This is a genomic window from Paraburkholderia sp. BL27I4N3 (assembly GCF_003386115.1).
In the GTDB taxonomy this organism is placed as follows: Bacteria; Pseudomonadota; Gammaproteobacteria; order Burkholderiales; family Burkholderiaceae; genus Paraburkholderia.
On record NZ_QREJ01000001.1, the window covers coordinates 954,838 to 977,447 of the forward strand.

Annotated in this window: 20 protein-coding genes; 12 read left to right on the forward strand and 8 right to left on the reverse strand. The window is 62.5% G+C overall.

Annotation, left to right across the window (positions count from 1 at the left end; genetic code table 11):
* Positions 1 to 39: 39 nt before the first annotated feature.
* The 5 genes from B0G71_RS41795 to B0G71_RS04395 form a co-directional block, all read right to left on the reverse strand.
* The gene (locus B0G71_RS41795) at positions 40 to 219 is read right to left on the reverse strand and encodes a hypothetical protein (RefSeq protein ID WP_258875482.1); all 180 of its coding nucleotides are present in this window, start codon (positions 217 to 219) and stop codon (positions 40 to 42) included.
* A 4-nt stretch (positions 220 to 223) separates the two neighbouring features.
* Positions 224 to 1,078, reverse strand: coding sequence for an alpha/beta fold hydrolase (locus B0G71_RS04385; protein WP_116139976.1), 855 nt, complete (start codon positions 1,076 to 1,078; stop codon positions 224 to 226).
* Between the two features lie 8 nt (positions 1,079 to 1,086).
* The gene (locus B0G71_RS04390) at positions 1,087 to 2,679 is read right to left on the reverse strand and encodes a benzoate-CoA ligase family protein (protein ID WP_116139978.1); all 1,593 of its coding nucleotides are present in this window, start codon (positions 2,677 to 2,679) and stop codon (positions 1,087 to 1,089) included.
* Between the two features lie 62 nt (positions 2,680 to 2,741).
* A complete protein-coding gene (locus B0G71_RS41800) occupies positions 2,742 to 2,864 on the reverse strand; it encodes a hypothetical protein (protein ID WP_258875803.1) in 123 nt (40 codons plus the stop codon).
* 8 nt (positions 2,865 to 2,872) lie between these two features.
* Positions 2,873 to 3,340, reverse strand: a complete 468-nt coding sequence (locus tag B0G71_RS04395) for a DUF4863 family protein (RefSeq protein WP_116139980.1) — start codon at positions 3,338 to 3,340, stop codon at positions 2,873 to 2,875.
* 192 nt (positions 3,341 to 3,532) lie between these two features.
* On the opposite strand from B0G71_RS04395, the gene B0G71_RS04400 reads away from it, so the two are divergent.
* The 4 genes from B0G71_RS04400 to boxA all read left to right on the forward strand — a co-directional run bounded on the left by B0G71_RS04400 (position 3,533) and on the right by boxA (position 9,141).
* The gene (locus B0G71_RS04400) at positions 3,533 to 4,507 is read left to right on the forward strand and encodes a helix-turn-helix transcriptional regulator (RefSeq protein ID WP_116139982.1); all 975 of its coding nucleotides are present in this window, start codon (positions 3,533 to 3,535) and stop codon (positions 4,505 to 4,507) included.
* 117 nt (positions 4,508 to 4,624) lie between these two features.
* Positions 4,625 to 6,295: a 2,3-epoxybenzoyl-CoA dihydrolase gene (gene boxC / locus B0G71_RS04405; RefSeq protein ID WP_116139984.1), complete on the forward strand. Its 1,671-nt coding sequence runs from the start codon at positions 4,625 to 4,627 to the stop codon at positions 6,293 to 6,295.
* 114 nt (positions 6,296 to 6,409) lie between these two features.
* Positions 6,410 to 7,837 (forward strand): benzoyl-CoA 2,3-epoxidase subunit BoxB, encoded by a 1,428-nt coding sequence (boxB, locus tag B0G71_RS04410; protein ID WP_116139986.1) that lies wholly within the window; start codon positions 6,410 to 6,412, stop codon positions 7,835 to 7,837.
* A gap of 62 nt (positions 7,838 to 7,899) precedes the next feature.
* On the forward strand, positions 7,900 to 9,141 hold the full coding sequence (gene boxA / locus B0G71_RS04415) for a benzoyl-CoA 2,3-epoxidase subunit BoxA (protein ID WP_116139988.1): 1,242 nt from the start codon (positions 7,900 to 7,902) through the stop codon (positions 9,139 to 9,141).
* Between the two features lie 59 nt (positions 9,142 to 9,200).
* Here boxA and B0G71_RS04420 read toward each other — a convergent pair whose 3' ends face one another.
* On the reverse strand, positions 9,201 to 9,434 hold the full coding sequence (locus B0G71_RS04420; RefSeq protein WP_116139990.1) for a type II toxin-antitoxin system Phd/YefM family antitoxin: 234 nt from the start codon (positions 9,432 to 9,434) through the stop codon (positions 9,201 to 9,203).
* Between the two features lie 54 nt (positions 9,435 to 9,488).
* A complete protein-coding gene (locus B0G71_RS04425; protein WP_181916709.1) occupies positions 9,489 to 10,238 on the reverse strand; it encodes a TetR/AcrR family transcriptional regulator in 750 nt (249 codons plus the stop codon).
* Between the two features lie 302 nt (positions 10,239 to 10,540).
* On the opposite strand from B0G71_RS04425, the gene B0G71_RS04430 reads away from it, so the two are divergent.
* From B0G71_RS04430 to B0G71_RS04465, 8 genes are all read left to right on the forward strand, one after another.
* On the forward strand, positions 10,541 to 11,821 hold the full coding sequence (locus tag B0G71_RS04430) for a Zn-dependent hydrolase (RefSeq protein WP_116139992.1): 1,281 nt from the start codon (positions 10,541 to 10,543) through the stop codon (positions 11,819 to 11,821).
* Positions 11,822 to 11,951: 130 nt separating this feature from the next.
* Positions 11,952 to 13,301, forward strand: a complete 1,350-nt coding sequence (locus tag B0G71_RS04435; protein WP_116139994.1) for an NAD(P)-dependent oxidoreductase — start codon at positions 11,952 to 11,954, stop codon at positions 13,299 to 13,301.
* A 68-nt stretch (positions 13,302 to 13,369) separates the two neighbouring features.
* Positions 13,370 to 14,698: an NAD-dependent dihydropyrimidine dehydrogenase subunit PreA gene (preA, locus tag B0G71_RS04440; RefSeq protein WP_116139996.1), complete on the forward strand. Its 1,329-nt coding sequence runs from the start codon at positions 13,370 to 13,372 to the stop codon at positions 14,696 to 14,698.
* Positions 14,699 to 14,823: 125 nt separating this feature from the next.
* On the forward strand, positions 14,824 to 16,335 hold the full coding sequence (locus tag B0G71_RS04445) for an NCS1 family nucleobase:cation symporter-1 (protein ID WP_116139998.1): 1,512 nt from the start codon (positions 14,824 to 14,826) through the stop codon (positions 16,333 to 16,335).
* 65 nt (positions 16,336 to 16,400) lie between these two features.
* Positions 16,401 to 17,852: a dihydropyrimidinase gene (hydA, locus tag B0G71_RS04450; RefSeq protein WP_116117772.1), complete on the forward strand. Its 1,452-nt coding sequence runs from the start codon at positions 16,401 to 16,403 to the stop codon at positions 17,850 to 17,852.
* Positions 17,853 to 18,210: 358 nt separating this feature from the next.
* The gene (locus tag B0G71_RS04455) at positions 18,211 to 18,993 is read left to right on the forward strand and encodes an amino acid ABC transporter substrate-binding protein (RefSeq protein ID WP_116140000.1); all 783 of its coding nucleotides are present in this window, start codon (positions 18,211 to 18,213) and stop codon (positions 18,991 to 18,993) included.
* 22 nt (positions 18,994 to 19,015) lie between these two features.
* Entirely contained in the window at positions 19,016 to 19,693 is a 678-nt protein-coding gene (locus B0G71_RS04460; RefSeq protein WP_116140002.1) for an amino acid ABC transporter permease, read from the forward strand.
* The gene (locus B0G71_RS04465) at positions 19,693 to 20,481 is read left to right on the forward strand and encodes an amino acid ABC transporter ATP-binding protein (RefSeq protein ID WP_116140004.1); all 789 of its coding nucleotides are present in this window, start codon (positions 19,693 to 19,695) and stop codon (positions 20,479 to 20,481) included. Before B0G71_RS04460 ends, B0G71_RS04465 begins: the two co-directional genes overlap by 1 nt.
* A gap of 160 nt (positions 20,482 to 20,641) precedes the next feature.
* Here the strand turns inward: B0G71_RS04465 and leuA are convergent, their stop codons facing one another.
* On the reverse strand, positions 20,642 to 22,360 hold the full coding sequence (gene leuA, locus B0G71_RS04470) for a 2-isopropylmalate synthase (protein WP_116140006.1): 1,719 nt from the start codon (positions 22,358 to 22,360) through the stop codon (positions 20,642 to 20,644).
* Between the last annotated feature and the right edge of the window lie 250 nt (positions 22,361 to 22,610).

Below are 22,610 nucleotides of genomic sequence, written 5' to 3' on the forward strand. Positions count from 1 at the left end.
ATGTGGAAATTTGGGTATTTGTTGAGAATTGCGCGACCGTCAATCCTGGATGGCGACGATGGCCTCGATCTCGACGGTAATATTGCCCGGCAGCGAGCCCACGCCGACCGCGGAGCGCGAGATTGGCCCCGCGTGCGCAGTGCGTGAAGTTAATCTGAGGCGTTTGCCGGCAATAGCGTTATGACGCGGCACGTCGTCGGGAAGATGCGCCGCGCTCATAACCTCAATGGTCCAAATGCGTCGCGCTCGAAACGAATGCCGCAATGGCTTCGTTCAGCGGCCCCGGCGCGTCGCGATGCGGCGAGTGTCCGCAAGCGTCGAGCTTGACCAGTTGCGCATGCGGCACGTGTGCGGCGATCGTTTCGATCTGCGCCATCGTGCCGTAGTTGTCGTCGTGGCCTTGCACGGCGAGCAACGGTTTGCGGATCGACGCCAATTCTTCTGCAATCGACCACTGCCTGAAAGCCGGATTCAGCCAGATATCGTTCCAGCCATAGAACGCGGAATCGACATCCGCGTGATAGCGGCCCAGCTTGCTGCGCAGATCCGTTGTTTCGTAGAGTCGTTTGGTCTGCGCGATACTCTCCACCGAAATATCTTCGACGAAGACATGCGGCGCAATTGCCACCGCGCCGGCCAATTCTTCAGGATGGAGCGCTGCATACAGCAACGTGATCGAGCCTCCGTCGCTATGGCCGATCACCCACATACGCCGGCGTTCGCGCATATCGATATCGAGCGCGTCGAGCAACGCGGGCAGGATATCGCGCGCCTGCGCCGTCATGAAATCGACGGGCCATTTCACCTCATGCGCACGCGGCGTGGAAAGTCCGTAGCCGGGCCGCGAATAGACCAGCCCACGCATGCCGAGCCGCTCGCACAGCGCTTGCGGCCAGTCGCGCCACATCGCGATCGAACCGAGGCCTTCATGCAGGAAGACAGCGATCGGCGCGTTGCCGGCCGCTTCATTCAGCCAACGATACTCGATGCGCAACGGCCCATGCGACGCGCAAGCGGGCAAGTCAGCGAATTCGCTCGCGCTCGTCGCTGCATCGTTGCCAATGGCGGGGTTCTGCATAGATCACCTTATGACTGCTCGCGCAGTTTGAAGCGTTGAATTTTTCCGGTGGCAGTCTTCGGCAAATCGTCGACGAACACGATATCGCGCGGATATTTATGCGGCGCGAGCCGGTCCTTCACGAAAGCCTTCAACTCATCCGCGAGTATCTCAGAGGCTGCGAATTCACGCTTCAACACCACGAAAGCACGAGTCTTGACGAGGCCGCGGTGATCGACGCCGACCACCGCCGCTTCGAGCACCGCGCCGTGCTGGACCAGCACCATTTCCACTTCGACCGGCGAGACATACTGGCCGCTGACTTTGAGCATGTCGTCGCTGCGGCCCGCGTAGACATAGCAGCCGTTCGCCAGCCGGCAGTACTTGTCGCCGCTGCGGATCCATTCGCCGAGAAAGGTGGCGCGAGTTTTCTCGCGGTTGTTCCAGTACATCACGGCGGCGCTTGGCCCTTTGATATACAGGTCGCCGACTTCGCCATCGGCCACGGCATGACCGGCATCGTCGCGCAACTCGACTTCGTATCCAGGCACCGGGCGGCCCGTCGTCCCGTACTCGACCGCGCCCGCGCGATTAGACAGGAAGATGTGCAGCATTTCAGTCGAGCCGATGCCGTCGAGAATCTCGCAGCCGAAATGGGCGGTGAAGCGCTCGCCGATTTCACGCGGCAACGCTTCGCCCGCCGACGTGCAGATGCGCATCGCGACATCGGCGCGTGCGGGCAAGTTGGGCGAGACCAGCATGTTGGCGTAGAGCGTGGGCACGCCGTAGAAAACGGTAGGGCGATGATTGACGAGACGCGTGAAGATCGCGTCGGCGGTGGGACGCTCCGCCATCAGGATCGCCGTGGCGCCGACCGACAGCGGAAACGTCAAGCCGTTGCCGAGACCGTACGCAAAGAACAGCTTGGCTGCGGAGAACACCACGTCGCTTTCGGCGATGCCGAGGATCGGCTTGGCATAAAGCTCGGCGGTCCAGTACAGGTTCGCATGCGTGTGGACGGTGCCTTTCGGCTTGCCGGTCGAGCCTGATGAATACAGCCAGAAGGCGATGTCGTCGCAACCGGTTGCGGCGGCTTTGGCGGCGGGTGGGGCGGCGTCGATCAATTCTTCGAGCAGCGGCGCGATGAGCGGCTCGCCCTCGCACGGCTGCGAGACGATCAACTGACAACCATCGTGTTCGACGGACTCCAGCGCCTGCGTCACGTTCTGCACCAGCGCACCCGAGGCGATCACCGCGCGCGCGTGACTGTGCGTGAGCATGTACACATAGTCGGCGGGCGTGAGCAGCGTGTTTGCGACGACCGGCACGACGCCCGCGTAGAGCGCGCCGAGAAAGGCAACCGGCAGGGCGATGGTATCGAGCATCACGAGCAGCACGCGCTCTTCGGGATGCACGCCGAGTGTGCGCAGCGCGCTCGCAAAGCGCCGCGCGCGCTCTTCGAGCTCAGCGTAGGTGGTGCTGCCGGTGTCGTCGATATAGGCGGTCTTGGCGGCGCGGGCTTCGTTCAGTCGAAACAGGTAGGCCGCGAAGTTGAATAGCGCGGGCGGCGCTTCGACTGTCGCGGCGGGCTGATTCGCTGCCTTTTCCAACAGGGCTTCCATGTGTCTCCTCCATCGGGTGGGCGCGGTCCGGCTGTTCTGTGCTCATGATCCGCTCGATGCTGTCAGGCTAAGGTGCTTGCCCGGTCCACGAGCGCAACGCCCGTCAGCGGATCGGTGAGTGTGACGCCCGCGCCGCGGCCGGCGATCCGCTCGCGGGCGACATGGTTCTTCACGAGTTCGGTCATGGCGGTGCTCAGGCGGGAGTGAATTCGATGGCGCCTTGCGGCAGGAGATACAGCACCAGCGCCTCGCCGTTCGCCACCGTCGGACGATGCGCGGAGCCTGGCCCGTACACGCACCAGCCGGCCGGGTGGGCGTCGAAGGTGGCGCCTGCGGTGAGCGGCATGATCAGATCGATCTCGCCGTTCGGGTGAACATGATGCGGTCCCGCAATATCCTTCATATCGACGACGTCGACGGAAAAGCCGTGCGTCTCGGGCAGCGCCTTGAAGATGCGACCGTAACGAATGCCGCCGCCTTCGCGGTTGCACAGCCAGCCTTCAGCGACGCCGCTTTTGCACGCCTCTGCAAGCTCGCGGAACGCGTCGCCGTCGGCAGGGTAGGTCTCGTTCAGCCAGACCGCCAGCTTGCCGTCGAGCGGCCGGCCGGCGAGTTGCTCAGTGACGCCCGCGATCAGGCGCTGGAATTCATGTGGGGACATGCGAGCCTCCAGATCGGCGCCTTAGACAGACACACGCACGTTAATGCATGCGAGTCGTCGCGCCATCTCCGTGACGCCGCCGAAAATCTCGACAGCGTTTGTTATTGGATCAATATTTGGCGAAAATTAACCGTTCACTCGGTGTCTGTCAAGCACTATAGTACATGTATCGCAGTTATGAGGCAGCAAAACATGAACCAAAATTACTCTCAGGCACCTCTTGACGACTCATCCGATGAGGAGGCGCCCCGTGCCGAACGGTCGCCGGAGCGCGGCGCCGAGCGCGATCCGTTTCTCACGGCGATGGGCGACCGCGTGCGCCTGCTGCGCGCCCGCCGTGGCATGACGCGCAAGACGCTGGCCACGGAGACCGGTCTGTCGGAGCGGCATCTGGCGAATCTGGAATCGGGCGTGGGCAATGCGTCGGTGCTGGTGCTTCGGCAGATCGCGGCTACCTTGAACTGCTCGCTGGCCGAGGTGATCGGCGACGAAACCACGGCTTCCGCCGAATGGCTGCTGATCCGCGAATTGCTCCAGGGACGCGATCAGGCGGCCTTGCAGCGCGCCCGCGTGGCGCTCGCCGAGATGTTCGCGCAGGCGCCGCGCGACCCGCATCGCAAGGACCGGATTGCGTTGATCGGCTTGCGCGGCGCCGGCAAATCGACGCTCGGGCGAATGCTGGCGCAGGAGCGCAAAGTGCCGTTCGTCGAACTCACGCGCGTGATCGAGCAACTGGCCGGCTGTCCGCCTTCGGAGATTCATTCGCTTTACGGCGCGGCCGCCTACCGGCGTTATGAACACCGTGCGCTGGAGGCCGTGATCCAGGAGCACGAGCGCGCGGTGATCGCGTCGCCGGGCGGACTCGTGTCGGAGTCTGGCACCTTCAATACGCTGCTGTCGCATTGCTATACGGTGTGGCTGCAGGCCGCGCCGGAAGAGCACATGCGCCGCGTCGTCGCGCAGGGCGACCTGCGGCCGATGTCGGGCAACAAGGAGGCGATGGATGACCTGAAGCGCATTCTGGCGGGGCGCTCCGAGTTGTACGGCCGCGCCGACATGACCTTCGACACCAGCGAAAAAACCTTGGCCGACGCCTACCTGCAACTGCGCGACCGCCTCGCCGCAAGACTCGCCGCGGAATCGCCCGACGAAGCGCATGCGAGCTAATCTGCGCTGCGGCGTCAGGGTTTACTAGCAAACATGCACTAAAGTGCTTTACATGGGTATGAAGATGCACTATTGTTCAAAAAAACAAATTTGCATCGTCCAGTCAGGAGACGCCCCATGTCCACAGCAGAAACCGCCGTCGCGCCGGTCGACTACCGCACCGATCCCTCGCAGTACAAGCACTGGAAGCTGAGCTTCAACGGCCCCGTCGCGACGCTCGGCATCGACATCGCCGAGGACGGCGGCATTCGTGACGGCTACAAGCTGAAACTGAATTCGTACGACCTCGGCGTCGATATCGAATTGCACGACGCAATACAGCGCATCCGCTTCGAGCATCCTGAAGTGAAGACCGTGGTGCTGACAAGCCTGAAAGACCGCGTGTTCTGCTCGGGCGCCAACATTTTCATGCTGGGCCTCTCGACACACGCGTGGAAGGTCAACTTCTGCAAGTTCACCAACGAGACGCGCAACGGCCTGGAAGATTCGTCGCGCTATTCGGGTCTGAAGTTTCTGGCTGCCGTGAACGGCGCGTGCGCCGGCGGCGGTTATGAACTCGCTCTGGCCTGCGACGAAATCTATCTGGTGGACGACCGCTCGTCGTCGGTGTCGCTGCCGGAAGTACCGTTGCTCGGCGTGCTGCCGGGCACCGGCGGCCTGACGCGCGTCACCGACAAACGCAAGGTGCGGCACGACCGCGCCGACATTTTCTGCACGGTGGTCGAAGGCGTACGCGGCGAGCGAGCGAAAGCATGGCGTCTCGTGGATGAAGTCGTGAAGCCGAACCAGTTCGATCAGGCGATCCAGGCGCGCGCGCTCGAACTCGCCGAGCAAAGCGATCGTCCCGCGGACGCGCAAGGCGTTGTGCTCACGCGTATCGAACGCACGGACCGCGAAGACGGCCTCACTTATAAGACGCTCGACGTCACGATTGATCGTGCGAAACGTATCGCGACGTTCACCGCCAAGGCGCCGGCAGGCGAACCGCCCGCGAATATCGATGAGATCGTCGCAGCGGGCGTGAACTGGTGGCCGTTGCAATTCGCCCGCGAACTCGACGACGCGATCCTGTGCATGCGTACGAACGAACTGGCGGTCGGCACGTGGGTCTTCAGAACCGAAGGCGATGCCCGCAATCTGCTCGCTGCGGATGCCTCGCTCATGCAACACAAGGACCACTGGTTCGTGCGCGAGACCATCGGCCTGTTGCGCCGCACGCTTGCACGTATCGACGTTTCGTCGCGCTCGTTGTTCGCGCTGATCGAGCCGGGTTCGTGCTTTGCCGGCACGTTCGCGGAACTCGCGTTCGCCGCGGACCGCACGTATATGGCGGCGCTGCCGGGCAATGAAGAGGAAGAGCCGGCCATCACGCTTTCAGAAGTCAACTTCGGCCTCTATCCGATGGTCACGCATCAGTCGCGTCTCGGCCGGCGTTTCTACGAAGAAGCCGAGCCGCTCGACGCGGTGCGCTCCCTGATCGGTCAGCCGATCAAGCCGGTCGAAGCCGAGCGTCTCGGCCTCGTGACCGCATCGCTCGACGACATCGACTGGGCCGACGAAATCCGCATCGCGCTCGAAGAGCGCGCCGCGATGTCGCCGGATGCATTGACCGGACTCGAGGCGAATCTGCGCTTCAATGGTCCGGAAACGATGGAGACGCGCATTTTCGGGCGTCTTACCGCGTGGCAGAACTGGATTTTCAACCGGCCGAATGCAGTGGGCGAGAAGGGCGCGCTCAAGGTATATGGCAAGGGCAGCAAGGCGCAATTCGACGTCTCGCGTGTTTGATACGCATCGGGCACGCATTTGATGCGCGCGTGATGGGCGTCTGAACACCATCGACGCCAATTGCCCGATACCAGCCTCTCATCGTCACTGCAGTTTCCGAACCAGGAACCGACCATGTCAACGATCAACTATAGCGAAAAGATTCCGAACAACGTCAACCTCGCCGACGACCGGGCACTGCAGCGCGCGCTCGAACAATGGCAGCCGAATTTTCTGGCGTGGTGGGGCGACATGGGCCCGGAAGGCTCGCACGGCTACGACGTATATCTGCGTACCGCGGTGAGCGTCGACGCGGGCGGCTGGGCACATTTCGATCACGTGAAGATGCCGGACTACCGCTGGGGCATTTTTCTCACGCCCGGCGAGCAGGACCGCAAGATTCATTTCGGCGAACACAAGGGCGAAGCGGCCTGGCAGGACGTGCCCGGCGAACATCGCGCGAACCTGCGCCGTATCATCGTGACACAGGGCGACACCGAACCGGCGTCGGTCGAGCAGCAGCGCCACCTTGGTTTGACGGCGCCCTCCATGTACGACTTGCGCAACCTGTTCCAGGTGAACGTGGAAGAAGGCCGTCACCTGTGGGCGATGGTGTATCTGCTGCATCGCTACTTCGGCCGGGACGGCCGTGAGGAAGCCGAAGCATTGCTCGGCCGCCGTTCTGGCGACGACGACAATCCCCGCATTCTTGGCGCATTCAACGAGAAAACGCCCGACTGGCTCGCGTTTTTCATGTTCACGTACTTCACCGATCGAGACGGCAAGTTTCAGTTGTCGGCGCTTGCCGAGTCCGGCTTCGATCCGCTCGCGCGCACCACCAGGTTCATGCTGACCGAAGAAGCACATCACATGTTCGTGGGCGAATCGGGTGTATCTCGCGTGATCCAGCGCACTGCCCAGGTCATGAACGAACTGGGCACGGACGATGTCGCGAAGCTTCGCGCGGCCGGCGTGATCGATCTGCCGACCATTCAGCGTTATCTGAACTTCCATTACTCGGTCACGATCGACCTGTTCGGCGCCGATCATTCGTCCAACGCGGCCACGTTCTATAGCTCGGGCCTCAAGGGTCGCTATGAAGAAAACAAGCGCGACGACGATCATCAGTTGAACGGCCAGAGCTACAAATTGCTCGACGTGCAGGACGGCAAACTGGTCGAGCGCGAAGTGCCGATGCTCAACGCGATGAACGAAGTGCTACGCGACGATTACATCAAGGATTCGGTGGCCGGCGTGGGGCGCTGGAACAAGGTGCTCGAAAAAGCCGGCATCGATTTCCGCATGACGGTGCCGCACAAAGCATTCAATCGGCAGATCGGGACGTTCGCGGGCACGCGCGTGTCGCCCGACGGCCGCGTGGTCAGCGAAACCGAATGGGCCGCCAACGAGGCGAAATGGCTCGCCACGCCAGAAGACCGCGCTTACGTTGCGTCGTTGATGGGACGCGTCACGCAAGCCGGCAAGTTCGCCAACTGGATTGCGCCGCCCGCGATGGGCGTGAACCGTCAGCCGGTCGATTTCGAATACGTGCGCTTCAACTGAGCGCGCGAGCGGCGCTTGACACGCGTGGCGCCAGTGCGCCGCATCTCAAGGTGGAGGAAGTCATGAACGGCCCAGTATCGATCGAAGTTCTCAGACAGCATCTGATCGATCCGGAAATCTGCATTCGCTGCAATACGTGCGAAGAGACTTGCCCGGTCGATGCGATCACGCACGACGACAACAACTACGTGGTCAAGGCGGAGATCTGCAACGGCTGCATGGCATGCGTGCCGCCGTGTCCGACTGGCGCGATCGACAACTGGCGCACGGTGCTGAAGGCCGACGCGTATCCGATCGAAGAACAGTTCACGTGGGACGTTCTGCCGGAACAGAACACGATGGCCGTGCCCGCCGCGGACAAGTCGCCGGCCGCGGGCGGCTCGGGTGATACGCCGGCGGAGGCGGGCGGCATTGAAGTGGATACCGTGCGCGGTTCGGTCGTGCCGCCATGGTCCGCGGCGAAACCGTACGTGAACCTTTACACGCACAAGGAGCCCACTAGCGCGACGGTGGTCGGCAACTACCGGCTGACGGACGGTTCGACCGATAGCGACATTCATCATATCGTGCTGGATTTTGGATCGATGCCGTTTCCGGTGCTGGAAGGCCAGTCAATCGGTATTCTTCCACCCGGCGCGACCGCGGACGGCCGCACGCATCACGCGCGCCAGTATTCGATTGCGAGCCCGCGCGATGGTGAGCGGCCCGGTTACAACAACGTCTCGTTGACGGTCAAACGTGTTTCGCAGCAACACGGCGACTCGTTGGACGGTGTGTGTTCGAACTACCTGTGCGATCTGAAGAAGGGGGACGTGGTCAAGGTGATCGGCCCGTTCGGCGGCACGTTCCTGATGCCGAACCATCCGAACTCGCATCTGCTGATGATCTGCACCGGCACGGGCTCAGCGCCGATGCGTGCGATGACCGAGTATCGCCGCCGGCGTCGGCTGAAGGGCGCGACTGGGAAGTTGATGTTGTTCTTCGGCGCGCGGACCAAAGAAGAGTTGCCGTACTTCGGACCGCTCACGAATCTGCCGAAGGATTTCATCGATACGAATCTGGCGTTCTCGCGCACGCCGGGTCAACCGAAGCGCTATGTTCAGGACGCCATGCGCGAGCGCGCGGTCGATGTGGCGCAGATGCTCAAGGACGACAACACGCATATTTACGTGTGCGGGTTGAGGGGCATGGAGGATGGTGTGCTGCAGGCGCTCAAGGAGATTGGTGAGCAGCATCAGCTGGATTGGGAAGCGCTGTGGGTGAAGTTGAAGAAGGAGGGGAGGCTGCATCTGGAGACGTATTGAGCGGCTGGTGGCCGGTCATGCGTTCGGCGAAATCTTACGGAACTCGCCTCGAGTGATCGCTAAGCGGCCTCCCACTCGTCTTCGCTGATGGACGTGGTGGGATTGTCGTAACGCAAAAGCGTGCCGCGCAGCACTTCGAGTGCGTGGCGTTCCACGCCGCGATAGGGCCGCACTTCCAGCACGGGTTTCCCGCAGTCTGTCACGATCAGACTTTCGCCGGAAGATTCGACCTGCCGAAACAACTCGAGCACCCTGGCTTCGAATTCGGATTTTGATATCAGATTGCTATGCATGATTTTCCTATAGTGGTTTGTGGATCGGCATAGTGCTGGTCGAAGATTGAGGGCCTACGTGTCGCACTCCGCCGAATCCACCTTCCCCGGCGACACCGCCCCGCAAGCCCGAAGCACCAACTGCACCACTTCCTCCGTGGTCGCATCGAACGCTTTTTGCGTCAACGCGCGCTTGCCTTTAAGCGCGCGAATCTGAGCATCGAAGTCGGCATAATGCTGCGTCGTCGCCCAGATCATATACATCAGCGTCTGCGCATTCACCGGCGCGAGCAGCCCGCGCGCGATCCAATCGTCGATCACCTTCACGCGGCTGTCGAGCCACGGCTTCACGCGCCCCGTGAGAATGTCCTCCATATGCTCCGCGCCGTGAATGATCTCGCTCGCCCACACCTTCGAACCAAGCGGCCGGCGCCGCGACAGTTCCATTTTCGCGCGCACGTACCCGCCGATCGCTTCGACCGGGTCGTCGCTGCATTCGAACGTATCCGCCGCGCGATGCCAGTCTTCGAACAGGTCTTCCAGCACGCGTCGATAGAGCGCGAGTTTTGTCGGGAAGTAGTAATGCACGTTGGCTTTTGGTAAGCCCGCGCGTTCCGCGATCATCGCGGTGCTCGTACCGTCGAGTCCGCGCTCGGCGAAAACCGCCTCGGCGCACGCCAGAAGATGCGCTTCATTCGACTCGCGAATGTGCGCCTTGCGCCGCCGCAAAGGTGCGCGTGTTTCCTCGCTTTCCGTGATGTCTGCCGCCACGTCGTCGTCTCTCATGTTCGCCTTCGGCGGCATGGGTGCCGCGTCGCGCTTCATTCTAGTCGTTTGGCGCGCTGCCCACACGCGCATTCATCGCGCGCGGCGCGGGCATGCTGCGATGCAATGGCACGCTTCTCGCTATGTTTCTCACCGCACGAAAGGTGTTGATTTGGCGAGTTTAATCGGCTACAACCTGTCCAACTGGACAGGATTGGAGGAGCGGCCGATACCCCAGGGTTTGCCCGCTGTATGAGAAGCGGGCGACGGCATCGAATCTGCACCGCCCCCGTGCGGGCACGCCCCAAAACCCGCCGCCGATGCACCAGTTTCATGTCGGTCCACCGAAAGGAGCGAGACGAATGAACGCGGTATCCGAAGCGCTGAAGCACGCTGAACCCACCACGTCGATCAAGGTCGACGGCAAGCGGCTGTGGGACAGCCTGATGACAATGGCGAAGATCGGCGCAACGCCCAAAGGCGGCGTCTGCCGCCTGGCGCTCACCGACCTCGATAAGGAAGGCCGCGATCTGATCGTCAGTTGGGCGAAGGAAGCCGGCTGCACGGTCAGTGTGGACCAGATGGGCAATGTGTTCATGCGGCGCGCCGGGCGCAATCCCGCTGCGCTGCCGGTCATGACCGGTTCGCACGCCGACTCGCAGCCAACCGGCGGCCGCTTCGACGGCATCTACGGCGTGCTGGGCGGTCTCGAAGTGATTCGGAGTCTGAACGATCACGGCATCGAGACGGAACATCCGGTCGAAGTGGTGATCTGGACCAATGAGGAAGGCTCGCGTTTCGCGCCCGCGATGGTGGCATCGGGCGTGTTCGCCGGTGTGTTCACGCTCGAGTACGGTCTGTCGCGCAAGGATGTGGACGGCAAGACCATCGGCGACGAACTCGAGCGCATTGGTTATGCGGGCGATATTCCATGCGGCGGACGGCCGCTGCACGCGGCGTTCGAACTGCATATCGAACAGGGGCCTATTCTCGAAGCCGAACAGAAAACTATTGGCGTCGTGACCGATGCGCAAGGTCAGCGCTGGTACGAAATCACGCTGACGGGACAGGAGGCGCACGCCGGTCCGACGCCGATGCCGCGCCGTCGCGACGCGTTGCTCGGCGCCGCGCGCGTAGTCGATCTGGTCAATCGTATCGGACTCGACAACGCGCCGTTCGGCTGTGCGACGGTCGGCATGATGCAGGTCTATCCGAACTCGCGCAACGTGATTCCGGGGCGTGTGTTCTTCACTGTCGATTTCCGTCATCCGGACGATGCGGTGCTCGCGAAAATGGACGCCGCCTTGCGCAAGGGCGTGGCCGACATCGCGAACGGTATCGGCCTCGAAACCGAACTTGAGCAGATCTTTTACTACGCGCCGGTCGCCTTCGACGAAGCTTGCGTGAAGTCCGTGCGCGCCGCTGCGGAACGCTTCGGTTATCCGCATCGCAACATGGTGTCCGGTGCGGGACACGATGCCTGCTATCTGTCGCAAGTTGCGCCGACTTCGATGGTGTTCGTGCCGTGCGTGGACGGGATCAGTCACAACGAGATCGAGGACGCCACCTTCGAATGGATCGAGGCGGGCGCCAATGTATTGCTGCATGCCATGCTGGAGCGTGCGTGCGAGCCGGTTTCATAACGCTTTAGCGGTTGCGGTCCTTACCACCCGTTTCGTCCGCTGCACCGTAGTGCTCATAAAACATGCCGTCCCGGCTCCGCAGCGTGGCCGGCAGGAGCGGCTACGTCCTCACATCGAAGAAGGAACGAGTATGGCCATCAAGCAAACCGGCGACATTGCCGCTCAGCGGCTCTCGCCCGAGCAGCTCTCATGCGAGTTCTCCGACATCGCGCCCTTGCTGGACGCGAGTGCTGCCGCCGCGGCGGCGAGCCGCTGCCACTACTGTTACGACGCGCCGTGCGTGAACGCCTGCCCGACGCAGATCGACATTCCCAGCTTCATTCGCAAGATCAGCAACGGCAATCTGAAGGGCGCGGCCGTGGACATTCTGTCGGCCAATCCGCTGGGCGGCATGTGCTCGCGCGTCTGCCCGACGGAAATTCTGTGCGAAGGCGCTTGCGTGCGTAACCATCAGGATGCGAAGCCGGTTGCGATCGGCGCGCTGCAACGCCACGCCACGGATTGGGCGATGGCGCGCGGCGAAGTGCTTTTCAAGCGCGCGGCGGAAACCGGACGGCACGTCGCGGTGGTCGGCGCGGGTCCGGCTGGACTCGCCTGTGCGCACCGACTTGCTTTGGCCGGCCACAACGTGACGATCTACGACGCGCACGAAAAAGCTGGCGGCCTGAACGAATACGGCATTGCCGCCTATAAAACCGTCGATGACTTTGCACAGCGTGAAGTGGAGTGGCTGTGCTCGGTGGGCGGCATCGAGATCAAACACGGCGTCGCGCTCGGACGCGATGTCGACCTCGACACGCTGCGCAAGCAGCACGACGCCGTGTTTCTCGCGATCGGCCTCACCGGCGTGCGCGCGCTCGCCATGGACGGCGAAGACCTCGGCGGCGTGATGAACGCGGTGGACTTCATCGAGCAGGTACGCAGCGCGAGCGATCTCGGCACGGTGCCGGTTGGGCGCCGCGTGGTCGTGATCGGCGGCGGCAATACGGCGGTGGACGCTGCCGTGCAAAGCCGCAAGCTCGGGGCGACGTCGGTGACGATGGTTTACCGGCGCGGCGTCGAAGCGATGAGCGCGACCTGGGCCGAACGCGACTTCGCGCAGACCAGCGGCGTTACGCTCGTCACGCATGCCACGCCGATGCGTCTGATCGGCGGCGGCGGCGTGGTGACAGGTGTCGAATTCGCGCGCACGTCAAAAGATGGTGGCGAGGAGCGCTTCGTGGTCGAAGCCGACATGGTGCTCAAGGCGATCGGCCAAACGCTGGTGCCGGTCGGCATCGAGCGTGAGTTGCTGACGTTGGACGGCAGCCGTATCGCGGTCGATGCGAATGGCCAGACTTCGCTCGGGAACGTGTGGGCCGGAGGCGATTGCGCGGCGACCGGCGGCATCGACCTCACGGTGCAGGCGGTGCAGGACGGCAAGATCGCCGCTGCCGCGATCGACGCACAGTTCGCTCGCACAGCGGTGAAAGCCGCCTGAAGCGAATCGAGCCAAGCCTGACGAAGCGTCATACCAGACAAAAAACAGCAGTCCCCAAGGAGCCGAACATGGCTGATCTGCGCTGTACGATTGCCGGCATCACTTCGCCGAATCCTTTCTGGCTCGCCTCCGCGCCGCCGACCGACAAAGCCTATAACGTGAACCGCGCCTTCGAGGCGGGCTGGGGCGGCGTGGTGTGGAAAACGCTCGGCCTCGACCCGCACGTGGTGAACGTCAGCTCGCGCTACGGCGCGGTCCAATGGAACGGCCAGCGCATGGCGGGCCTGAACAACATCGAACTGATCACCGACCGCCCGCTCGACGTCAACCTGAAGGAGATCACGCAGGTCAAACGCGACTGGCCGGACCGCGCGATGATCGTCTCGCTGATGGTGCCGTGCAACGAACGCGACTGGAAGTGGATTCTGCCGCTCGTCGAGGACACCGGCGCGGATGCGGTCGAACTGAATTTCGGCTGTCCGCACGGCATGAGCGAGCGCGGCATGGGCGCGGCCGTCGGGCAGGTGCCTGAGTATGTCGAGATGGTCACGCGCTGGGTGAAGGAAGGCACCAGGCTGCCGTGCCTCGTCAAACTCACGCCGAACATCAGCGACATTCGAACGGGTTCGCGCGCGGCCTATAAAGGCGGCGCGGACGGCGTGTCGCTGATCAACACGATCAACTCGATCGTCGCGGTCGATCTCGACGCGATGTCGCCGTTGCCGATGGTCGATGGCAAGGGCACGCACGGCGGCTACTGCGGCCCGGCCGTGAAGCCGATCGCGTTGAACATGGTCGCGGAAATCGCGCGCGATGTGGAAACGCCGAATCTGCCGATCTCCGGCATCGGCGGGATTTCGACATGGCGCGACGCCGCGGAATTCATGGTGCTCGGCGCGGGCAGCGTGCAGGTCTGCACGGCGGCCATGCACTACGGATTCCGTATCGTTTCCGACCTGACCGACGGCCTCTCCAACTGGATGGACGAAAAAGGCTACGCGACACTCGACGATATTCGCGGCCGCGCCGTCCAGAACGTCACCGACTGGAAGTACCTGAACCTCAAATACGACATCAAGGCGCGCATCGACCAGGACAAGTGCATCCAGTGCGGCTTGTGTCATATCGCCTGCGAAGACACGGCTCACCAGGCGATCATGAAAGAAAAAGATGGCGTCCGGCATTTTGAAGTGATGGACTCCGAATGTGTGGGCTGCAATCTGTGCATGCACGTGTGCCCGGTCGAACAGTGCATCTCGATGGAACGCGTGGACAACGGCGAGTATGCGAACTGGACTACGCATCCGAACAATCCGGCGCGCGTGGACGCAGGGCTGAGCGCATCGGCGGACGCGGCTGAAACCGGCGAGCCGGCGCACGCGGCAAATGCCGCCTGAAAACAGAGCACGGTTGAAGGGAACCGAAACAAACGCAGCGCTAGTACTGAACCTGTCATTCCCCAAAAGGCTCGACGCGCCGACAGAAGCCGCGCGGGTCTCAACGATCGAGTGGAGAGCTCTAGATGAAGCAGACAGCGCAACCCGCCGACCCGCAGTTCGCGGCCGGCGTGCAGGGCAGCAGTCTTTACAACGACGACCTCGCGCCGACCGGCGTCGCTCAGCGCACGTGGAAGTGGTATCACTTCGCCGCGCTGTGGGTGGGCATGGTGATGAACATCGCGTCGTACATGCTGGCCGCCGGCTTGACGGAAGAGGGCATGTCGCCGTGGCAAGCGGTGGCGACCGTGCTGCTCGGCAACCTGATCGTACTGGTGCCGATGCTCCTGATCGGCCACGCGGGCGCGAAGCACGGCATTCCGTACGCGGTGCTGGTGCGCTCCTCGTTCGGCACGCAGGGCGCCAAACTGCCGGCAATGCTGCGCGCCATTGTGGCATGCGGCTGGTACGGGATTCAGACGTGGCTCGGCGGCAGCGCGATCTATACGCTGCTGAACATTCTCACCGGCAACGCGCTGCACGGCGCGGCCTTGCCGTTTCTCGACATCTCGCTCGCGCAACTGGCGTGCTTCCTGGTGTTCTGGGCGCTGCAGATCTACTTCATCGTGCACGGCACGGATTCGATCCGCTGGCTCGAAAGCTGGTCCGCGCCGATCAAGATCGTGATGTGCATTGCACTGGTGTGGTGGGCGACATCGAAAGCGGGCGGTCTCGGCTCGATGCTGTCGGCGCCGTCGCAATTCGTGGCGGGCGGCAAGAAAGAAGGCCTCTTCTGGGCCACGTTCTGGCCCGGCCTCACGGCCATGGTCGGCTTCTGGGCCACGCTCGCGCTCAATATCCCCGACTTCACGCGCTTTGCCAGAACGCAGCGCGATCAGATCATCGGCCAGTCGGTCGGCTTGCCGGTGCCGATGGCCTTGCTCTCGGTGATCTCGGTGGTTGTTACGTCGGCGACGGTGGTGATCTACGGCAAGGCGATCTGGGATCCGATCGATCTGACGAGCCGTATGACCGGCATCGGCGTGGGCGTCGCTCTGATCATCCTGACGCTCGACACTATGTGCTGCAATCTTGCCGCGAATCTTGTCGGCCCGGCTTACGATTTTTCGAGCCTGTGGCCCAAGGGCATTTCGTATCGCGTGGGCGGCATGATCACCGCGACCATCGCGATCGTGATGATGCCTTGGAAGATTCTCGCCACCACGCAGGGTTATATCTTTACGTGGCTCGTCGGCTACTCGGCGCTGCTCGGTCCGGTGGCGGGTATTCTGATGGTCGACTATTTCCTGATCCGCGGTACACGGCTCGACACGCGTGAGTTGTTCGACGAACACGGCGAATACAGCTACACCGGTGGCTGGAATATCGGCGCGGTCGTCGCGCTCGTGATCGGCGTGCTGCCGAATCTGCCGGGCTTCTTGCATACCGCGTTTCCGGCCTCGTTCCCGAACGTGCCGGCGATCTTCAATACGCTTTATACGTACGCGTGGTTTGTCGGACTCGCGTTGGCGTCGATCGTATATAGCGCGTGGATGAAGTTGAGCAAAGGACCGAGTGCGCGCGTGGCGAGCGCATAAAGCCGGCCCACGAGTGCCAGCGATTACGTAGCACCGAAACCAGCAGTTCATAAGGAGGCGGCAACATGACGACCCTGATTCGCGGCGGCACGATTATCGACGCGGAGAACACGTATCGTGCGGACGTGTTGTGTGCGGACCCGCAGGACGGCGGCACGATCCTGCAGATCGGAGCGGACCTGGAGGCGCCCGCCGGCGCCGCAATCGTCGATGCGGGCGGTCAATACGTGATGCCCGGCGGCATCGATCCGCACACGCACATGGAATTGCCGTTCATGGGCACCACGGCGAGCGACGACTTCTATACGGGCACGGCGGCGGGTTTATCGGGCGGCACCACGAGCATCATCGACTTCGTGATTCCGAGCCCGAAGCAGCCGCTGATGGACGCGTTCAAGGAGTGGCGCGGCTGGGCCGAGAAGGCGTCGGCGGACTACGGCTTTCACGTCGCGGTGACATGGTGGGACGATTCGGTCTATCGCGACATGGGCACGCTGGTGCACGAACACGGCGTGTCGAGCTTCAAGCACTTCATGGCCTACAAAAACGCCATCATGGCCGACGACGAAGTGCTGGTGAACAGCTTCTCGCGCTCACTCGAACTCGGTGCGCTGCCGACCGTGCATGCGGAAAACGGCGAGCTGGTGTTTCAATTGCAGCGTCAGTTGCTGGCGAAAGGCTTTACCGGTCCGGAGGCGCATCCGTTGTCGCGGCCGCCGGAAGTGGAGGGCGAGGCCGCCAATCGTGCGATCCGGATCGCGCAGGTGCTGGGGGTGCCGGTGTATATCGTGCACGTGTCCTCGAAAGATGCGGTCGATGCGATCGCCCGCGCCCGCAGCGAAGGTCTGCGCGTGTTCGGCGAGGTATTGCCGGGCCATCTGGTGATCGACGAAGCGGTGTATCGCGATCCCGACTGGACCCGCGCGGCGGCCCACGTGATGAGCCCGCCGTTCCGCTCGGCCGAGCATCGTGAGGCATTGTGGCGGGGTTTGCAAGCCGGCCAGCTGCACACCACGGCAACCGATCACTGCGTATTCTGCGCGTCGCAGAAAGCCATGGGCCGCGACGACTTCACGAAGATCCCGAACGGCTGCGGCGGTGTGGAAGATCGCATGGCGGTGCTCTGGCATCACGGCGTGAACTCGGGGCGTCTCACGCCGAACGAGTTCGTGCGCATTACGTCGACCAATGCCGCGCAGATCTTCAACCTGTATCCGCGCAAGGGCGCGGTGCGGGTCGGTGCGGATGCGGACCTCGTGGTGTGGGACCCGAACGCGAGCAAAACGATTTCGGTGAAGACGCATCATCAGAAGGTCGACTTCAACGTGTTCGAAGGCATGACGGTGCAAGGCGTGGCGATGCACACGCTCACTCGCGGCGCGCTCGCCTGGACCGACGGCGAGTTGCGGGCGGAGCGCGGCGCCGGCCGCTATCTGAAGCGTCCGCCGAACGGTGCCTACTTCGACGCGATCCGCGTCGCCAACAAGCGCAAGGAACCGCATCCGGTGGAGCGGTAAGCTGTTCGCAATCCGCCAGCGGGCGGCGCCGCATTCAAACGCGGCGCCGCTCTTTTTTATGCCGTGCGTTCGCCGCGGCCGCACCGCTCTCGCGTTTTCCCCGATGGCGCGCAACATAGGTTCCGTGTTGCGATGCATCCCGCGTCTGTCCTATCTGCTGTAGAGTTGGAATCCGCGTCATACCAGAGGCCTTGGCTGTTCGCTTAGCACGCAAGCGCATATCGATCGAAAACCTGATCCTTTGTAAAAACGCAGACCGTTTGCTACAGTCCGCCCACTCTGCAAGGCGCATGCGCCGGCGGGGACTGTCCAACACAAGACTCAGCCACCCACGTGGCACATTTGACGGAGCCGCCTGATGAAATCGATTCGTTCCATTCTGCTGATCGCGTTGTTCCAGGCCGTGGCCGTGACTTCCGCATTCGCCGCCGATGAACTCGCGCAGATCAAATCCGCCGGCGTGTTCAAGATCGGCACCGAAGGCACCTATGCGCCGTTCACGTACCACGACGAATCGGGCAAGCTGACCGGCTTCGACGTCGAGATCGGCACGGAGATCGCGAAGCGTCTCGGCGTCAAGCCGCAATTCGTCGAAGGCAAATGGGACGGTCTGATTGCCGGCCTCGATGTGAACCGTTACGACGCGGTGATCAACGAAGTGGCCGTGACCGATGCGCGCAAGGCCAAATACGATTTCTCCGATCCGTACATCACGTCGCACGCGGCGCTGATCGTGGCGTCGAACAACACCACGATCAAGAACTTCGACGACCTGAAGGGCAAGAAGTCGGCCAACACGCTGACCAGCAACTTCGGCAAGATCGCGGCCGCGCACGGCGCGGAAGTGATCCCCGTGCAGGGCTTTAATGAGTCGATCGATCTGCTGACCTCGGGCCGTGTCGATGCCACCGTCAACGACTCGCTGTCGTTTCTCGACTTCAAGAAGCACAAGCCGGACGCGAAGGTGAAGATCGCCGCGCTCGATACGTCGCCCGATAGCAGCGACAAATCCGCTGTGCTGATCAGGAAGGGCAGCCCCGATTTGCAGGCCGCGATCAACAAGGCGCTCGCCGACATGAAGAAAGACGGCACGTACCTGAAAATCTCGCAGAAGTATTTCGGCAAAGACGTCTCCCAGTAAACGCCTTCAGCGAGTCTGAATCATGCCGGCATGGTTGCATCTGATGGCGCAGTCGCTGTGGCCCCTGCTGTTTGCGGGGCTCGTGTTTACCGTGCCGCTCACGCTTATCTCGTTCGCGATCGGGCTCGCGCTGGCGTTTCTCGTCGCGCTGGTGCGGTTGTTCGGGCCCAGGTGGGCCATCGCGATCGTGCGCTTTTACGTATGGCTGTTTCGCGGCTCGCCCTTGCTCGTGCAACTGTTCGTGATTTTCTACGGTTTGCCGAACGTGGGCATCGTGCTTGATCCTCTGACGGCGGCGATCATCGGCTTTTCGCTGAATGTCGGCGCGTACAACTCCGAAGTGATACGCGGCGTGATCGAGTCGATTCCGAAAGGGCAGTGGGAAGCGGCGTATTCGATGGGGATGACCCGCGAGCAGGCCTTGCGCCGCGCGATCCTGCCGCAAGCTGCGCGCGTTGCGTTGCCGCCGTTGTCCAATTCGTTTATCGCGCTGGTGAAGGACACTTCGCTCGCCGCGGTGCTGACCGTGCCCGAGGTGTTTCAGGCGGCGCAGCGTATTGCGTCGGTGACTTATGAGCCGCTGATTCTGTACACGGAAGCGGCACTGGTTTATCTGGTGTTCAGTTCGGTGTTGTCGTCGGCGCAAGTCAGGCTCGAACGCAAATTCGGGCGTCACGCACTTTTCCAGGCAGGCAACTGATGATCCGGCTGGAAAAAATCGACAAGTATTTCGGCGGCCTGCGGGTGCTCAACTCGGTCGATCTTCAACTCGCCTCGGGTAATGTCACCGCGTTGATCGGTCCGTCGGGCAGCGGCAAGAGCACGCTGTTGCGTTGCGTGAATCTGCTCGAGATTCCAGAGTCCGGGGCTCTCGAACTCGGCGACCAGCGGCTGGAATTCAGCCGCGACCAGCGGCCTTCTCGCGAAGCGGTGTTGACGATTCGCCGCCGCACCGGCATGGTGTTCCAGAACTTTCAGCTGTTTCCGCATCTGACGGTGCGGCAGAACGTGATGGAAGGCTTGGTGACCGTGCTGAAGTGGGACAAGGACAAAGCACGCGCTCGCGCGGACGAGTTGCTCGAAAAGGTCGGCATCGCGCAGAAGGCGGACGCATGGCCTTCCACGCTGTCGGGCGGTCAGCAGCAGCGCGTGGCGATTGCGCGGGCGTTGGCGCCGTCGCCGGAAGTGCTGTTATGCGATGAGCCGACCTCGGCGCTCGATCCCGGCCTCGCGGCGGAAGTGGTGGAAGTGCTCAAGCAGCTCGCCACCGAAGGCATGACCATGCTGATGGCCACGCACGACTTGCGCCTCGCCGCGACGATCGCGCGGGACGTGGTGTTTCTGAATAACGGCGTGGTGGTGGAGGCCGGGCCGTCGCGCGAGATTTTCATGCAGCCGCGCGCGCCGGAAACGGAGCGTTTCGTCTCGACGTTGACGCATAGTTTGCCGGATGAATGGACTGAATCGGGCGGAGCCGGACGGCGGTAACGCGGCAGGGCAGGCATGCGGCAGGCGCAAGCCGCAGCGGCATGACTGTGCGATGCACCAGCATCGCGACGCACCAAGACAGCAGCCCAAACAACAGGGGGCGTCGGAACGCCCCCTTCTAACAACACCGCTACGCAGTCGCAGCCACGCTCATCGAACCTTAAACGCCCACGCTCTCCACGGCATCGTTCATCGCGGCGTTAAAGAAGCTTTCCTGCGCCCGCGTATTGACACGAGCATAAGCGCGATTCACCCCGCTGATCACCGCGCGAATCGACGCCGTCACCAGGTTGGCGTCGATGCCGACGCCGAACGCGCTGCCGGTCACATCGGCGCCGGCCATTTCAGCGACGGCCACCGCGCGGGCATCCGCGCCTTGCGTCAACGCGCGTTCTTCATAGTGCTGAATCCGTACCGGCACACCGATCGCGTGCATCAGCGCGTCGAGCGGGCCATTGCCTTCGCCGGTCAGCACGCGCCGCGTGCCGTGGATGTCGACCGTCAGTTTGATGCGCTCGCGTCCTTCGCGCTCGGACAGGCTATGGCCCACGTAATGAATCGGCGCGGTGTTCTGCACATATTCCTGCTGGAACAATTCCCAGATCTGCGCGGACGTGACTTCCTGGCCGCTGTCGTCGGTGAAGCGCTGCACGGCCGAGCTGAAGTCCACCTGCAGGCGGCGCGGCAACACGACTCCGTAGCCCTGTTCGAGCAGATACGCGATGCCGCCCTTGCCCGACTGGCTATTCACGCGAATCACCGAATCATAAGTGCGGCCGAGATCGGCCGGATCGATCGGCATGTAGGGTACTTCCCAGACCGCGTCCGGCTTCTGCACCGCGAAACCCTTCTTGATCGCGTCCTGATGTGAGCCCGAGAAGGCCGTGAACACCAGATCGCCGACATACGGGTGACGCGGATGGATCGGCAACTGTGTGCATTCTTCCGCGGTACGCGCGACTTCGTTGATGTTCGAGAAGTCGAGGCCCGGGTCGACGCCCTGCGTGTACAGGTTCAATGCGAGCGTGACGAGGTCTACGTTGCCGGTGCGCTCGCCGTTGCCGAACAAACAGCCTTCGATACGATCCGCGCCGGCCATCACGGCGAGTTCAGCCGCGGCCACGGCGGTGCCGCGATCGTTATGCGGATGCACGGAGATGATCAGCGAATCGCGGCGCGCGAGATTGCGGTGCATCCACTCGATCTGGTCCGCGTAGATGTTCGGTGTGGACATTTCGACGGTGGCCGGCAAGTTGACGATGGCTTTGTGTTCCGGCGTCGGTTGCCAGACATCGAACACGGCGTCGCAGACTTCCTTGGCGAATTCGATTTCCGTGCCGCTGAACACTTCCGGGCTGTACTGGAACGTGAACTGCGTTTCCGGCATGGTGGCGGCGATGCGCTTCATCGTGCGCGCAGCGTTTTGCGCCAGTTCCTTCACGCCGCTCTTGTCCAGATTGAAGACGATCTTGCGGAATTCCGGCGCGGTCGCGTTGTACAGGTGGACGATGGCGCGCGGCACGCCACGCAAGGATTCGAAGGTGCGCTCGATCAGGTCGTCACGCGCTTGCGTCAAGACCTCGATGGTGACGTCGTCGGGGATATGGCCGCCTTCGATCAGTTCACGCACGAAATTGAAGTCGGTCTGCGAAGCGGACGGAAACGCGACTTCGATTTCCTTGAAGCCGATCTGCACCAACGTCTTGAACATGCGCATCTTGCGCTGCGCGTCCATCGGCTCGAACAGCGACTGATTGCCGTCGCGCAGGTCGGTGCTCATCCAGATCGGCGGGTGCGTGATGGTGCGCGACGGCCACTGGCGATCCGTCAAGGTGACGGGTTTGAACGAGCGGTATTTGGTAGCGGGGTTCTTCAACATTTTCATCATCCGTGGGTGAGACCAGGTAGCTGGGAGTCGACCGGACGACGAAAAGACATGACGAGGCGCCGGTCGAAAACCGGGGCTGGGTCAGTTACTGGGGAATTTTGCGGTGCTTCGGGTGTTTCAGATGGAAGCGCGCAGCAGCAGACCTAGCCCGGTAGAGGGGGCTAGTAGTAGCGATAGGATGGTCTGGGCGCGGTACATAGTGCGCAATAGGACCATATTATCGGGACGGCGTCAAGCGCCG